14 protein-coding genes and 1 tRNA gene are annotated in these 13,690 nt (G+C 64.5%); 8 read left to right on the top strand and 7 right to left on the bottom strand.

What is annotated here, in order from left to right; all coding sequences use genetic code 11:
• The first annotated feature begins 124 nt into the window (after positions 1 to 124).
• The 4 genes from C8J25_RS15225 (at position 125) to C8J25_RS15210 (ending at position 2,452) form a co-directional block, all read left to right on the top strand.
• Positions 125 to 505 (top strand): hypothetical protein, encoded by a 381-nt coding sequence (locus tag C8J25_RS15225; RefSeq protein ID WP_146173345.1) that lies wholly within the window; start codon positions 125 to 127, stop codon positions 503 to 505.
• A 39-nt stretch (positions 506 to 544) separates the two neighbouring features.
• Positions 545 to 793: a DUF7940 domain-containing protein gene (locus C8J25_RS15220; protein WP_107955242.1), complete on the top strand. Its 249-nt coding sequence runs from the start codon at positions 545 to 547 to the stop codon at positions 791 to 793.
• Positions 783 to 1,328, top strand: a complete 546-nt coding sequence (locus C8J25_RS15215) for a lysozyme (RefSeq protein ID WP_107955241.1) — start codon at positions 783 to 785, stop codon at positions 1,326 to 1,328. Before C8J25_RS15220 ends, C8J25_RS15215 begins: the two co-directional genes overlap by 11 nt.
• 308 nt (positions 1,329 to 1,636) lie before the next feature.
• On the top strand, positions 1,637 to 2,452 hold the full coding sequence (locus C8J25_RS15210; protein ID WP_167397730.1) for a DNA adenine methylase: 816 nt from the start codon (positions 1,637 to 1,639) through the stop codon (positions 2,450 to 2,452).
• Between the two features lie 590 nt (positions 2,453 to 3,042).
• On the opposite strand, the gene C8J25_RS15205 is transcribed toward C8J25_RS15210, so the two are convergent.
• Positions 3,043 to 3,837 (bottom strand): hypothetical protein, encoded by a 795-nt coding sequence (locus tag C8J25_RS15205; RefSeq protein WP_107955240.1) that lies wholly within the window; start codon positions 3,835 to 3,837, stop codon positions 3,043 to 3,045.
• Between the two features lie 148 nt (positions 3,838 to 3,985).
• The gene (locus C8J25_RS20310; protein ID WP_146173344.1) at positions 3,986 to 4,669 is read right to left on the bottom strand and encodes a hypothetical protein; all 684 of its coding nucleotides are present in this window, start codon (positions 4,667 to 4,669) and stop codon (positions 3,986 to 3,988) included.
• 26 nt (positions 4,670 to 4,695) lie between these two features.
• On the opposite strand from C8J25_RS20310, the gene C8J25_RS15195 reads away from it, so the two are divergent.
• Positions 4,696 to 5,922 carry a tyrosine-type recombinase/integrase gene (locus C8J25_RS15195; RefSeq protein ID WP_107955238.1) on the top strand — a complete coding sequence of 409 codons (1,227 nt, stop codon included), beginning with the start codon at positions 4,696 to 4,698 and terminating at the stop codon, positions 5,920 to 5,922.
• Positions 5,923 to 6,148: 226 nt separating this feature from the next.
• Here the strand turns inward: C8J25_RS15195 and C8J25_RS15190 are convergent, their stop codons facing one another.
• From C8J25_RS15190 to moaA, 5 genes are all read right to left on the bottom strand, one after another.
• The gene (locus C8J25_RS15190) at positions 6,149 to 7,015 is read right to left on the bottom strand and encodes a helix-turn-helix domain-containing protein (protein ID WP_146173343.1); all 867 of its coding nucleotides are present in this window, start codon (positions 7,013 to 7,015) and stop codon (positions 6,149 to 6,151) included.
• Positions 7,016 to 7,025: 10 nt separating this feature from the next.
• Positions 7,026 to 8,291: a tyrosine-type recombinase/integrase gene (locus tag C8J25_RS15185; protein WP_107955236.1), complete on the bottom strand. Its 1,266-nt coding sequence runs from the start codon at positions 8,289 to 8,291 to the stop codon at positions 7,026 to 7,028.
• A gap of 158 nt (positions 8,292 to 8,449) precedes the next feature.
• Positions 8,450 to 8,524, bottom strand: a tRNA-Asn gene (locus tag C8J25_RS15180).
• A gap of 88 nt (positions 8,525 to 8,612) precedes the next feature.
• Entirely contained in the window at positions 8,613 to 9,392 is a 780-nt protein-coding gene (locus C8J25_RS15175; protein ID WP_107955235.1) for an NAD kinase, read from the bottom strand.
• Complete coding sequence (gene moaA, locus C8J25_RS15170; RefSeq protein ID WP_107955234.1) at positions 9,389 to 10,417, bottom strand: GTP 3',8-cyclase MoaA; 1,029 nt, start codon at positions 10,415 to 10,417, stop codon at positions 9,389 to 9,391. Before moaA ends, C8J25_RS15175 begins: the two co-directional genes overlap by 4 nt.
• Positions 10,418 to 10,541: 124 nt before the next feature.
• Here moaA and C8J25_RS15165 point away from each other — a divergent pair, with 124 nt between their 5' ends.
• Genes C8J25_RS15165 through C8J25_RS15155 form a run of 3 tightly spaced genes read left to right on the top strand, consistent with a single transcriptional unit; the run spans position 10,542 to position 13,653 of the window.
• Positions 10,542 to 12,215, top strand: coding sequence for an EAL domain-containing response regulator (locus tag C8J25_RS15165; protein WP_244187136.1), 1,674 nt, complete (start codon positions 10,542 to 10,544; stop codon positions 12,213 to 12,215).
• 8 nt (positions 12,216 to 12,223) lie between these two features.
• Positions 12,224 to 12,637, top strand: coding sequence for a YybH family protein (locus C8J25_RS15160; protein WP_244187135.1), 414 nt, complete (start codon positions 12,224 to 12,226; stop codon positions 12,635 to 12,637).
• A 29-nt stretch (positions 12,638 to 12,666) separates the two neighbouring features.
• Complete coding sequence (locus tag C8J25_RS15155) at positions 12,667 to 13,653, top strand: DUF2891 domain-containing protein (protein WP_107955362.1); 987 nt, start codon at positions 12,667 to 12,669, stop codon at positions 13,651 to 13,653.
• The last annotated feature ends 37 nt before the right edge of the window (positions 13,654 to 13,690 follow it).

Here is a 13,690-nt window from a genome sequence, read left to right as displayed (position 1 = left end):
GCCGGCGACTACCGATGCCACCGCGGAGAACACCCATCATGAACATTTGCAACTTAGCGGCCCTAGCGGTCGCGGGATCGATGGTGCGCGCGTGAGCCGCAGCCGCGATCGAGAAGGCCTCGACTTGAACGATATCGCTTCGCTGATTGCGGCCACGCGGCCGCCAGCCGTTGCTCACGAGGAGCGGGGGCTGGCAAAGCATGCGGCGACGATCATTGTCGCGATCATCCTCGCGTTGTGCCTGTGGGTAGGCGCGAGCGTCAGCTCGCTCGGCACGACAGTCACCCGCATGTCGGCGAACGTCGACGCCTTGCAGAAGGGCATCGCCGATCTGCAGGCCAGTCAGGGATCCGCGTCGATCCAGCTGTCGGACACCAAGGCGACGAACGCGAAGCAGGACGCTCGAGCGGACGCGATGGAAGCGGACGTTGTGCGCATCAAGGAACGTGTTCGCATGCTCGAGGGCCAGCGTCCCATCCATATTCCGGCGCCGAACGCCGAATAGTCCGCCGGCGGCCGGTTGCCGCCAATCTCGGAGAACATCATGAAACTGATCCCGAACTGGCGCCATGCTTGGCGCCTGGCGTCGGTGCGCGTCGCCGCGATCGGCGCCGTCGCCACGACCGCGGCCGCGGCCGCGCCCGATACTGCTCTGCAGGTCTGGCAGTCGTTGCCGGACGCCGTCCGCGACGTCGTGCCGAGCCCGGTCAGCCGGTGGGTGACGCCGGTACTGTTCGTCGCGACGCTCGTCGCGCGGATCCTCAAGAAGCGGGAGGCTACCGATGGCGAATAAGAAAACCCTCGCCGGTGTGATCGGCTCGGTCGTCGCGGCCGCGGCCCTGTTCGTCTCGATACCGGCCGACGAGAGCGGCCGTAAGGTCGAGGCGACCGTGCAGCAGGACGGCTCGATCGCGGTCCGCCATGTTGCGGGCCGCCAGTACCTGAAAGCGTATCTCGACATCGTAAAGGTGCCGACGGCGTGCGACGGCGTCACCAAGGGCGTCCGGATGGGCATGACCTTCACCGAGGCGCAGTGCAACGCGAAGCTCGAGGAGGAGTTGATCGCGCACGCCGAGCCGATCATCAAGTGCGTCCCCAAGCTCTACGGCCGCCCGAACCAGACGATTGCGGCCGTCGGCCTCGCGTACAACATCGGTTCCGCCGGCGTCTGCAAGTCCAGCATCGCGAAGCTCTGGAATGCTGGTCAATGGCGGGCGGGCTGCGATCGCTTCCCGCTCTTCGTCAAAGCCGGCGGGCGCGTCGTCGCCGGCCTGGTTAAACGGCGCGAACGCGAGCGGGCAATCTGCCTGAAGGGATTGCCCGCCTGATCGTCGTCGTGGCATAGCTCGAGCGCTGCTCTGAGCTTAGCCGCGATGACAGCCCACGCGCGTGGATACCTAGGGTCGCCGGTTCGCCGGGTGGCCCGCCAAATACAAAACCCTTCGGGGAAATACGCGGGGCGTAGCTCCCTGGGTCTGCGCGGCTAACCACCCGGTCCGTCCGGACGGTTCGCCGCGCAGCAACCTCTCCCACAGTTTCGCGGCGATCGCCGCTCCACCTACCCGCGGCCGTCCGGCCGGGGCTCCGCCGATCGTCGATCGGCGGCCATCATGGCGCGCGTAGCCCGTGCCTCGTCATGAAGGTCTACCTCCACATGAGTCCTGTTATCGTTGCTCGCCCGCCTGCGCCCTACATGGGCGGCAAGCGCAACCTGGCGGCGCGTCTGTGCGCCATGATCGATACCACGCCCCACAAGGCGTATATCGAGCCGTTCGTCGGCATGGGCGGCGTCTTCCTTCGCCGATCGCGCCGGCCGACCGTCGAGATCATCAACGACTTTTCCGGCGACGTCGCAAACCTGTTCCGTGTTGTCCGTCGGCACTACGAGCCCTTCGTCGACGAGCTGCGCTGGTTGATCGCCAGTCGCGCCGAGTTCGACCGGCAGAATGCAATGGATCCTCGGCTGCTCACTGACATCGAGCGCGCCGTGCGGTTTCTTTATTTGCAGCGTCTCGCATTCGGCGGCCGGGTCGATAGCCGGCATTTCGGCGTGCGCCGTGACCAGGATTCGCGGATCAACCTTGGCAAGCTGCGCGCCGAGCTGAAGCTGCTGCGAGATCGCCTGGCCCCGGTGACGATCGAGCAACTCGATTATGCTGACGTCATCCGGCGCTACGACGGTGCGCATGCGCTATTCTTCCTCGATCCTCCCTATGATGAGACGAAGGGCTACGGCATCGAGTTCGGCCGCGATCAGTATCTGGCGATGGCAGAGCAGCTCGCGGGCATCCGCGGGCAGTTCATTATGTCGATCAACGACACGCCGTTCATTCGAGAAACGTTTGCGCGTTTCGCGATCGCCGAAGTTGAGACCACCTGGACGCTGTCGACGTGTGCAGCCGGCCGAGCGAAGAAGGTCACCGAGCTCATCATCCGCAACCGAGTGGCATGATCAGCTTCGTGCTATGACTCGGAAAACCCCAACGGCGCGTGCTTTCGGGTATGCGCTGCTGGGGTATCGCCTACCCTAAAACGGGGTACATGCTCCGTTGTAGGCCGCGGAAAACCGTCAATGCGGCGGAGGGCTTATCCGCCGCACATGTTCATCAGCCCGCGGTTGATCCACCAGTTTTGAGCTTGGTTGCGAGAACCTGTGCAGAGTGAAGTACACCCTCTTCGGTCTCTCCGCGGATCATGAACTGGACGTCCTGAATATTCCCCCACGTGTCCATGTCCCCACAGCCTACGCGGAAATCGTAATCTCGGAGTTCACATCGTGCTTCGGGAACTACTGTCTTCATGAGTGCACGGACGCGCGCCAAGGCGGCTTGCGGATCTCTCGGGAGCGGTGTTTTCATCGGGGCATAATGCACCGTGCCGAGAAGCTTGCCAACTGGGTCCGAAAGAACCGACACGGGCGAAAACGCAGACCTACGGCCATAGGGTATTGCACATCGTAATTCGGGGCAGTGGCTTCGTTACGCCCCGCAGAAGGGCTCCATCGCGGCGGAGGGTTCCTCCGGCGTCCTAGCCACTCCGCTGCTACACTTCCTGAGTTTTCGGGAACATTGGACTAGAACGTATTGGCGCGGTGTCCGGAATGATCACTGACTGTCCCGGGGCGATCTTTTTTAAAAAGGGTCCGATCTCATCGGCTAGGTCGGCTGCATCTCTCACGTCGCTCGCTACCTGCTTGGTAATGGCGGAGGAAACGCTTTCTAAATTAGCTAATCGCCGACGAATGCTAATAATTGCAGATGCGTCTATCGGGGTTGTGTCGTTCAGGACGCCTGCATCAATCGTTAGGTTTGTCGGTGCCGGTAGAGCGGCTTCGTGGACGTCGAGACTTTTACTATACTCGGCAAAGGTGATTTGATGAACAGCCAAGCGCTTTGCGAGCAGATTGAATTTCATAGCCAGGGCCGATGCGCCAACAGAAATCAGGGCGCTTGCTTCGGATGGGCTAAGCCTTGGTACGACCTCGTTTGAATGCCCTAAAACCGCGTCCATGTATGATATTCGAGTCGCCTCATCATTGTTTTGGATATCGACAGTCCGAATGCGTTCAACGGTATGCCGCCGCAAAACCATTAGATCGTCGCCGATTGAGGAAAGTTTGAGTGTAATTTGCTCGGCGTTGATCCTACGCGAGGTTGCCGCTTGTGCGCGCTGTTGAGCGTTGATCATGCGATTGGCCGACAATGCGACGACCACAGCGGCGAAGGTCGCAGTTCCGCCGAGCCAATCTGGGACAGAGCCCCAATCGACCTTCGTGTTTGATAAACTTTTCCCCACCTGGGAAAGCAGCAGGAGCAACGATAGGATCGTAGTCATCATCGTACCGCACCTATCGCTACATAAAATTCGTCCGGCAATACGGTAGGTTGGTGGAGGGATATCGAGAGCTAAAATTTGTGGTGCCGAGGTACTATCAGACCGCACGAAACGGTGATTGCGGCGGAGGACTTATCCGCCGCAGCCAGAGTCAGAAAGGCTTTTGATCGGGGACCGATTGTTCCGTCGCCCACATCAGGAACGCCTTTCCGGTCGGCGTCAGACGAAACATCTCCTGACCATCAGGCGCGACATACTTCTCGATGTCGAACGTGTTTATCAGAAACGACAGCCAGTTTTCATAGGTGTAGGTTGGGATTGGCGGTGGCTTAGTCCCGAACGTGTCGAAAAAGTATCGAGCATTCTGGACAGGGGCGACGATTGCGACATTCAAATGTCTAAGGAACGCGAGCTGCGAACCGTAGATGATCCTGTAATGTTGCTCATGGCGGGCAAGCATCGCCTGAACGGCCGCCATTCTGACTGCCCATTTCAACTTCTGATCGATCTTTAGCGGCTCATATTCGATCGCTGATAGAAGGTGTTGTTCGATTGGGGCCAGTACGGGATCGAAGGGTGGCTCCGGACTTACCGTTGCAGTCCTACCGTGATCGAGCAGATCCGAATTAGCAGTTGTTGACGTCGGCTGTTGAAGGGCCGGCATGTCAGCCTCGATCCCGAATGCCGAAACGCGTCTCGCGCGACCGATCGCGTTACTGATCGGATCTCGAAACCGCATCGCGATGAATGCGCCGGAAAGCGGCCATGCCGCAGCCCCTAAAAACGTCAGTGCTGGCTTCGTGAACGCCAACAAGACCGGCCATTGAACGTCCATTCTTATATCCCCCGAGGAGAACGATAGTGCTGACCAATCAAGCGGTCAAAGCGGCGAGACCTCGCGCTACCAGTTACAAGATCTTTGATACAGGCGGCCTGCACCTTTACGTCGCGCCGACCGGCCGGAAGTCGTTCCGGATTAAGTATCGCCTCGGCGGCAAAGAGCAGTTGCTGACGATCGGCGCCGTTCCCGAAGTGTCGCTAGACGTGGCCCGGGCTCGGTGTGACCAGGTGCGTGAGCTGCTCGGCCGCGGCGAGGATCCGCGGATCTCCACTGCCGCACCGGTTGGCAAAGCACGTGCTTTCGAGAACGTCGCGCGCCAATGGCATACGCACATGCGACCGCGCTGGACGGAAGTGCATGCCGGCGACGTCCTGGCGAGCCTCGAGCGCGACGTGTTCCCGGCGATCGGCGCGATGCCGATCGGGGCGGTGACCGTGCCCGTAATCCTGCACGCGCTGCGCGTCATCGAGGAGCGCGGCAGCCTGGTGACAGCGAGCCGCGTCCGTCAGCGGATCTCGGCCGTATTTGCCTATGCGATGGCGGAGGACCTGGTCGACCAGGATCCCGCGGCGATCGTCAGCCGCGCGCTCACGCCGCCCGCGCCGGCACAGCATCACGCCGCATTGCTCGAGGTCGAGGAAGCGCGCGAGCTGCTCGCCGCGGCCGAGCTGGTCGACGTCGCGCCGGTGGTGAAACGCGCGTCGCGATTCCTGGCGCTAACCGCAGTCCGTTCCGCCGCGGTACGCGGCGCGCGCTGGAATGAGATCGAGGATCTTGATGGCGCGGCGCCGTTGTGGCGGGTGCCAGCCGCGCGGATGAAGCTGAAGGCAGCGAAGAAGCTCGATACGAAGAACGACCACCTGGTGCCGTTGTCGCGCCAGGCAGTCGCGCTGCTGCGCGAAATCCGCGCGGATATTCATCATGGCGGCGAGAATATGCATCAGGACGATGCAAATATGCATGGTTTGATCTTCGATCGGTCTGCCGGCGCTGGCAAACCGATCGGGGAGAAGTCGATCGGCGGGCTGTACGATCGCGCCGGTTTCGAGGGGCGGCATGTCCCGCACGGCTGGCGCGCGTCGTTCTCAACGGTGATGAATGAGCGGGGCGCGGACGGTGCCGACGTCGAGCGGGCCTTGGCGCATACGCCGAAGGACAAGGTCAAGGCTGCGTACGATCGAAGCGAGCGCCTTCAGCGTCAGCGCGACTTGTTCCAGGAGTGGGCGGATCTGTTGGTCGACCTCTGATCCAGCGCCGCGTACGCGACGCAAGAAAAGAACAACGACTTTCGCACACTTCCCCCATCGATAGCCCAGGGCGGCGCAAGCCGCCACGTCCCGACAGCCGGGTCTTGGCGGTCGGGTCCTTGAGGCATGCCGTTTCGGCTTTGGGGGAATATCAAACTAGCGCCGGCTCCGCGTTCAGCGGAGACGTTCCTTATTCCTCATACCTGAATGCAGGATAGAGCACATTTCATGTACTCGCGTTATCAAATGACGTAGCGGCGCTTGCGAGAGCGGCGCGCAATGCAGGGTCCTGGACTTCGCGGGGCACTGGCAAGGCGCCAGGCGATACGGCGGCAGGGACGGCCCCCAGGCGCCGAAGCTTGGCGACGAGGATCTGCATGTATCGCTGCCATGTTCGGGGCGCCATGCTGCGCCTGTGGTCGAAATAATAGGCGTTCGAAGTCTGCTCGCGCTGAGGGGCAAACTCACCGTCGTTGTTCGTCCGGATGCTCCGGCGCACCCAATCTACGAAGCCGCGGCTCTTCAGCCGCTTAATCGCTTCGATCGCCGCGTTGCGACTACAGACTGCCCACTCGGCGATGGTATCGTACGACGGGAAGAGCGCGCCGGTCGCGAAGTCGATTTTCGCGAGCAGCGCCTCGAGGACGCTAACGTCGATGCGCGTCAGCCGGCCGTCGGCGCGCGCGAGGGTCGCGTCCAACCGCTCGATCTCGTGCCGGAGCGTCGCAGGCCGGCCGATCGGGGACTGCCCTTGGGCGACAAGCGCTGCCAGTTCGGCCGCGAGCGTGTCGCGCAACTCGCGGACCTCGCGCAGCCGGCGATTGGGCAGCTCCTTCCAATCCTGCCGGCGCTGCTCCTTCGCACTCTGAATCAGTGCCTCGCGATGAATCACGCCCTGCGCGTGCGATCCGTCGCCGACTTTCTTCCACGGCTGGGCGCGTAGATCGTCGACGTCATAGCTGTGGCGCCGCGGTACGCGACGGCCTTCGCCATGATCGGCCCCGCGTGCCTTCTCAGCGAATCGCGCGCTGGTGCCGCGGATAAGGTTACGGACAGCCTGACCGCTTGTGGCTCCTCCGCCGCCGCGCATCATGCCGCACCTGCTACGGCGCGGCGCGCTCCGCCAGCAGCTGAGCTGGTTGAAGGTCGACAACGAGTAAGTCGGCCCACGCCTGTGCGATGACGCGTCGACGTGGCATGTACATCGCTCGATTGTACGCAGCTTCCGAGGCGGACATTCCGGCCGGAAGATGCGCCAGCATCAGATCGATCACGGCGCGATCGCCGGTTCGGTCCTCGGCCGCTGCCAGCTCGTTCATCACGGTCGAGAACGTCGCACGCCAGCCGTGTGGAACGTGCCGGCCGCGTTGACCAGCATCCCGGTATAGCTTCGACAGCGTATTGTCGCTGAGAGGGTTCTTCGGACTGCTGACGCTCGGGAAGAGCAGGGGCCCGTTCCCGAAGCGCTGCAGCGCCACGCGGACGATCTGAACCGCCTGCGACGACAGAGGTATTACGAACTCGAAGTCCGCGTCGTTCTTCCGCTCGACCGTCAACTTCATCTTCTCCGCGGGTACCCGCCAGATCGGTGACGTCGAATCGAGCCCCTCGAATTCTTGCGGCGCCGCCATTCGTATGACGCCAGGACGAGCCGCCGTCAGCGCCAGCAGCCGCGAAGCCAGCTTCGTCGCTGGGAAGGCGTCCATTGCCTCGACCTTGGCCAGCACCGCCGTTGCCTCGCTCGCCAATCGCACTGCTGGTCGACGTCCCTTGACCATAGGCAGCAGCGCAGGCTTCACGACGTGCGCGGGGTCGGTCTCCGTCAAACCGGCGCCAATCGCGTAAAGGAAGATCTCCGACATGTGCTGGCGCAGCCGGTGGGCAGTCTCGATCGCCGCGCGCTCCTCGACCGCCCGCAGGGCCTTCAGCACCATCGGCACGGTTATCGAGCCGATCGGCACCTTGCCGAGCGCCGGGAAGATGTCCTTCTCCATACTCGCTAGCGCCTTCGCCGCGTAGCGCGGGGACCAGGTCGGCGTCTGTGCTGTGTGCCAAGCGCGCGCTATCGGTTCGAACAACCGAAGCGATTCGGCGGTCACCGTCGCCTCCCGCTGTTTCCGCTCGATCGCCGGATCGATCCCGGCCCGAAGCAGCAACCGCGCCGCGTTGCGCATTTCCCGCGCATCCTCGAGCGACACGTCCGGATAGCCGCCAAACGTCAGCCGCTTCTCCTTGTTGCCGAATCGATACTTCATCCGCCACGATCGGAAGCCGGTGGTCGTAACGAAGAGATATAAGCCGTGCGCGTCGGCGAGCTTCTGCGGCTTCTCGGCTTTCCGTGCATTCCGACACTTCGCGTCGGTCAGCATACGGTGCCCCTAGCGCGGAAAACTGGTGTCCCCAAAGTGCCCCCACTTGAGGCCGGATGCCCCCGAACGGCTTCGAACCGTACCGAACTTCGAATGTAAGGATTTCCGCGGGCTTGCAAGCCTCCGCGGGCTTCTCGGCACCCCCGCGAACGAGGAAATGGCTCCCTGAGTAGGATTCGAACCTACGGCCACTCGATTAACAGTCGAGAGCTCTACCGCTGAGCTATCAGGGAACGTTGCCGGAGGCGGCTCTATAAACGGCCGGTCGGACGATGCAAGCGGGTTTCGCCGCAAAAATGCAAAGTCCGCGATAAACCGCGTTCAGGCGACGAACTGTTCCATCGTGATGCGGTCGTCGAGCGCGTGCTCGGGATCGAACAGCAGCGTGAGTTCGCGGGCGCGGTCCATGCAGATGTCGACCTGCGCGACGTCGCGGATCTCGCGCTGGTCGGCGACCGCGGAGACGGGGCGCTTGCCGGGGTCGAGCACTCGGATGCGGATGCGGGCCTTGTCGGGCAGGATCGCGCCACGCCAGCGTCGTGGGCGGAACGGGCTGATCGGGGTCAGCGCGACCATGCCGGAGCCGAGCGGCAGGATCGGGCCGTGGGCGGAAAGGTTGTATGCGGTCGAGCCGGCCGGTGTCGCGACGAGGATGCCGTCGCAGGCGAGTTCGGCGAGGACGACGCGGTCGTTCACCGTCACTTCGAGATTGGCGGTCTGGCGGGTCTCGCGCAGGAACGAGACCTCGTTGATCGCGGGAAGCGTGTGCGTGCGGCCGTCGACGCCTATCGCGGTCATACTGAGCGGGATGACCTTGAACGGTTTCGCGCGCTCCAGCCGGTCGGTAAGGCCGTGGTGGCGCCATTCGTTCATCAGGAAGCCGACGGTGCCCAGGTTCATGCCGAACACAGGGACGGGCGGCTTGCGGCGCTCCAGCATCGTGTGCAGCGTCTGCAGCATGAACCCGTCGCCGCCGAGCGCGATGATGACGTCCGCGTCCTCGACCGGCACCCAATCACCCATGTCGGCGAGTTCCGCTTCGGCGGCACGAGCAGGCGGGGTATTGGACGCGACCAGCGCCCGCCGCTCGTATCGGCTCATCCGCCGGTGACGCTCATGTGGCGGGCGACCGCGGGGCCTTCGCCCTGGCCGATGCGGAAGTCATGCGCCTTGGGCTTTGCGAACAGGCCAGCGTCGATCGCTTCGTCCAGGCCAGCGGTGCCACCTTCGCGCAGGGCCGCCTTCAGGTCGACCTGATCATCATGGCCCAGGCACATGTACAGCTTGCCTTCGGTGGTCAGTCGCACTCGGTTGCAGCCATCGCAGAAATTAGCGGTAAGCGGCGAGATCAGGCCCAGACGCGTGCGCGTGCCGTCGACGTTCCAGTAGCGTGCGGGGCCGCCGGTCTTGTGCGCGTCGCGGGCGAGCGTGAACTGCTGGCCGAGATCCTCGAACACCTTGGTCAGCGGCAGGAAGCGATCGGTACGATCCTCGTCGATCGCGCCGAGCGGCATCGTCTCGATGAGCGACAGGTCGAAGCCCTCGTCGCGACACCAGGCGAGCATCGGTGCGATCTCGTTCTCGTTGAAGCCCTTCAGCGCGACCATGTTGATCTTGATCGCGAGCCCCGCGTCGCGTGCGGCGTAGATCCCGCCGATCACCTGCGACACGTCGCCGTGGCGGGTGATGTAGCGGAAGCGCTCGGGATCGCGGCTGTCCATGCTGACGTTGACGCGGCGGATGCCGGCATCGACCATCGCCTCGGCATGCTGCGCTAGGTGCGTGCCGTTGGTGGTCATCGTCAGCTCTTCCAGGCCGCCCCCTTGCCCATTGGCACCGATGTTGTGACCCAGGCGCTGTACCAGTTCGGCGACGTCGCGACGCACGAGCGGCTCGCCACCCGACAAGCGAATCTTCGTCACGCCCCGTGCGATGAAACGCTCGGCGATGATTGCGATCTCTTCGAGGCTCAGCAGCTTGCTGCGCGGCAGGAACGTCATCTTTTCGGACATGCAGTAGCGGCAGCGCAGGTCGCAGCGATCAGTCACCGAAATCCGCAGATACTTGATCGTGCGACCATGCGTATCGCGCAGCGGCTTTTGCTCGAGGGTGGGCGCGATCGTCATCTCCTCCGAGCTAAGACCTGACTGTCCCACTAACAAGGCCGGATCGGCTGGTATTGGATTGGCGCGCGACGATACGGCGGCTAGGCTCGCACCGATCGAGCGAGGTGCGACGGATATGGAAGACATGCAGATCGCAACGACGCTGTTCGCGGTATCGTTCCGTCAACGTGATGAGATCACGGAGATTTTGGCGAGCGCAGGGGCCGGTGCGGGGTGGCAGGCGGCGGTCGCGGGCGATGCCGAAGGGTTGGAGAGCCGGTTCCTGGCAAGCGGCGCAGCGGTCGCGTTGATCGATGCGCGCGGTGCGCTCGACGACGGACTGTCGGCGACGCGCAGGCTGGGCGGGTTGGTCGCCACCAACGGTGCGGCGTTGCTGGTGCTGGTATCGCGCGGCGATGTCGAGGCGATCGGCGAGTTTTTCGATGCGGGCGCGACGCAATTCCTCGCGAGTCCGGCGAGCGAAGGCGAACTCGTCCAGGCGCTGCGGTTCGCAGGGCGCCATGCCGCACGCGCATCCGGCGGCGCGATCGATCGACGCGGGATACCGGGCGCGTCGCACTATGACAGGGAGACCGGCGAAGCGCGGCGCTGGATCGTCAGCCGTATCGCGGAGGAGCGGCCGGTGGCGGTGGTGCTGGTCGCGCTGTCGCGCCTCGACATCGTCAATGCGGCGCATGGCCGTCCCGCGGTGGATGGCCTGATCGAAGCGGCCGTGTTGCGCGCGGAGACTGTCGCGCGCCAAGCGATCGGCGTGGATGCGATGGTCGCTCGGCTCGGCGGGTCGGAGTTCGTGCTGGTGATCGAAGCGGCCGGGGCGGCAGTGACGGCGGCGATCACGGCGCTGGATGCGGCGCTCGCGCGGCCGTTCGCGGTGGCCGATACGCGCGCCGTGCTCGGCTGTCGCTTCGGCGTGGCGCAACGCCAGCCGGGCGACGATGCGGCGGCGTTGCTGCGCCGCGCGAGCGAGGCGCTGGCGGAGGCGAAGGCGAGCGACGGATCGGTGCTGCACGTCGCGCTGCCCGACGGGGTCGCACCGATCGACGCGCTGGCGATCGACCTGCACCATGCGATCGAGCGCGACGAGATCGACTTGCGCTGGCAGCCGCAGGTCGAGATCGCGAGCGGCAAGATCACGGGGGTCGAGGCTCTGGCACGCTGGAACCATCGGGCACTGGGGCCGCTCGGCGCGGATACGCTGTTCGATGCCGCAGACCGCGCCGATCTGGGCATTGCGTTGTCGGACCATATCCAGCGGCTGGTGCTGGCGCGTGCGGTCGCCTGGCCGGAGGTTCTGGGGACATTGCGCGTGTCGCTGAACCTGACGGCGGCGGATATCACGCGGCCGGGGTTTGCCGCGCTGTTCCTGGCGCGGATCGACGAGAGCGGGTTCCCGCGCGGGCGCCTGACGGTCGAGATTACCGAGACGGGGTTGATCGAAGACCTCGCGGCGGCGTCCGCGTTGCTGGCGGAACTGCGCGGGGCAGGGTGCCGGGTGGCGATCGACGATTTCGGCACGGGCTATTCCAGTCTCGCCTATCTGAAGTCGCTGCCGCTCGATTACGTGAAGATCGACAAGTCGCTGGTCCGGGACATCGATGGCAGCGCGCGCGACCGCGTGGTGGTCGCCGGCGCGATCACGATGGCCCGTTCGCTGGGGCTGGCGGTGATCGCCGAGGGGGTCGAGCGACCGTCTCAGCTCGAACTGCTCGCCGCGGGTGGATGCAGCCTGTACCAGGGCTTCCTGCTGTCCGAGCCGGTCGGCGAGGCGGCGTTGCTCGAACTGATGGCGAGAGAATGATGCGACCCATGATGCTACCCTTCGCGATCGTGGCGATCGCAGCGCCCGCGATCGCGCAGACGCCCGCTGAAATCGCGATCCGCAAGGGCATGGAAGCGAGCGCGGCGGGCTGGAACGCGGGCGATCTCGCGCGGTTCATGGACATCTATGCCGACGACGCGGTGTTCGTGACGCCGAAGGGACTGCTTCGCGGCAAGCCGGCGATTGCGGACAAATACCGGTCCAGCTTCAGCGGCACGGGCAATGCGCGCGGCAAGCTGTCGTTCGCGTTCCTGGAGATGCGCGGTCTGGATCCGGCGCATGCGATGCTGTTCGCACGGTGGACGCTGACCGGGGCGTCGACCAGCGAATCGGGCATGACGACTTTGGTATTCGAGCGGCGTGGCGGCGCGTGGAAGATCATTTCGGATCACAGCAGCTGAATGTCCGGCGAACGATGTGGGATGACACGATGACACAGCGGCTCGACCACGCGACCGCAGCGCGATTTGCCGTGCTGACGCTGGGGCATCTGACCCGCGAATGGCCGTACAAGCTCGACCAAGTGCTCGACGGGCCCGGCGACTTGGCGCTGCCGAAGACGCTGCATCCGGTGTTTCACGGCAGTTTCGACTGGCATAGCTGCGTGCATGGCTGGTGGCAGGTGATGCGCCTCGCGCGGCTGTATCCGGACATGGCGGAGGCCGCCGCGGTCGAGGCGCTGGCCGACCGGATGCTGGTGCCCGCGCTGATCGCGGGAGAGGTGGCGTATCTCGATCGGCCGGGCACCGGCGGGTTCGAGCGGCCCTATGGCTGGGGATGGCTGCTGGCGCTGCATGACGAGTTGGCGCGGCGGCCAGATCGGCCCTGGGCGGCGGCGGTCGAGCCGTTGGCACGCGCGTTTGCGGCGCGGTTTGCGGCGTATCTGCCGAAACTGATCTACCCGGTGCGAAGCGGCAAGCACGACTGCACCGCGTTCGCGCTGGTCCATGCGCTGCGCTGGGCGCGGGTGCACGACGCGTCACTCGGCGTGTTGATCGAGGCGCGCGCGCGCGACTGGTATGGCGACGATCGCGACTGCCGCCCGTTCGAGCCAAGCGGGGAGGATTTCCTGTCGGCGACGCTGTGCGAGGCGGCGTTGATGAATGACGTGCTCGGGGCGGAGTTCGCTCCGTGGCTGGCGGCGTTCCTGCCCGATCCGTTCGGCCCCGCGACGGCGTGCCTGCGCTCCCCCGCGATCGTCAGCGACCGGTCGGACGGGCGCCTCGCGCATCTCGACGGCGTGAACCTGTCGCGCGCGTGGTGCTGGCGGACGATCGCTTATGCACTCCCCGATCCTGCCGCCGCGCGCGCGATCGCCGATGCGCACCTCACCGAAGCGCTGCCGCATCTCGCGGACGATTACATGGGCGAGCATTGGCTGGCGACGTTCGCGCTGCTCGCGCTGGAAGCTGAATGATCTGAAGAGAAGGGGCTGGCGTAGCGGACCGCGCTGC

The organism is Sphingomonas faeni (genome assembly GCF_003053745.1).
GTDB lineage: Bacteria > Pseudomonadota > Alphaproteobacteria > Sphingomonadales > Sphingomonadaceae > Sphingomonas > Sphingomonas faeni.
Note: the sequence above shows the minus strand (reverse complement) of the source record. Positions and strands in the feature narration are given on the sequence as shown.

Coding starts and splice junctions, on each gene's coding strand:
- C8J25_RS15185 (WP_107955236.1), bottom strand. CDS start 8,291: ATGCTGACCGACGCGAAGTGTCGGAATGCACGGAAAGCCGAGAAGCCG.
- moaA (WP_107955234.1), bottom strand. CDS start 10,417: ATGACGATCGCGCCCACCCTCGAGCAAAAGCCGCTGCGCGATACGCAT.
- C8J25_RS15215 (WP_107955241.1), top strand. CDS start 783: ATGGCGAATAAGAAAACCCTCGCCGGTGTGATCGGCTCGGTCGTCGCG.
- C8J25_RS15175 (WP_107955235.1), bottom strand. CDS start 9,392: ATGAGCCGATACGAGCGGCGGGCGCTGGTCGCGTCCAATACCCCGCCT.
- C8J25_RS15165 (WP_244187136.1), top strand. CDS start 10,542: ATGCAGATCGCAACGACGCTGTTCGCGGTATCGTTCCGTCAACGTGAT.
- C8J25_RS15205 (WP_107955240.1), bottom strand. CDS start 3,837: ATGATGACTACGATCCTATCGTTGCTCCTGCTGCTTTCCCAGGTGGGG.
- C8J25_RS15155 (WP_107955362.1), top strand. CDS start 12,667: ATGACACAGCGGCTCGACCACGCGACCGCAGCGCGATTTGCCGTGCTG.
- C8J25_RS15220 (WP_107955242.1), top strand. CDS start 545: ATGAAACTGATCCCGAACTGGCGCCATGCTTGGCGCCTGGCGTCGGTG.
- C8J25_RS15210 (WP_167397730.1), top strand. CDS start 1,637: ATGAAGGTCTACCTCCACATGAGTCCTGTTATCGTTGCTCGCCCGCCT.
- C8J25_RS15160 (WP_244187135.1), top strand. CDS start 12,224: ATGATGCTACCCTTCGCGATCGTGGCGATCGCAGCGCCCGCGATCGCG.
- C8J25_RS20310 (WP_146173344.1), bottom strand. CDS start 4,669: ATGGACGTTCAATGGCCGGTCTTGTTGGCGTTCACGAAGCCAGCACTG.
- C8J25_RS15190 (WP_146173343.1), bottom strand. CDS start 7,015: ATGATGCGCGGCGGCGGAGGAGCCACAAGCGGTCAGGCTGTCCGTAAC.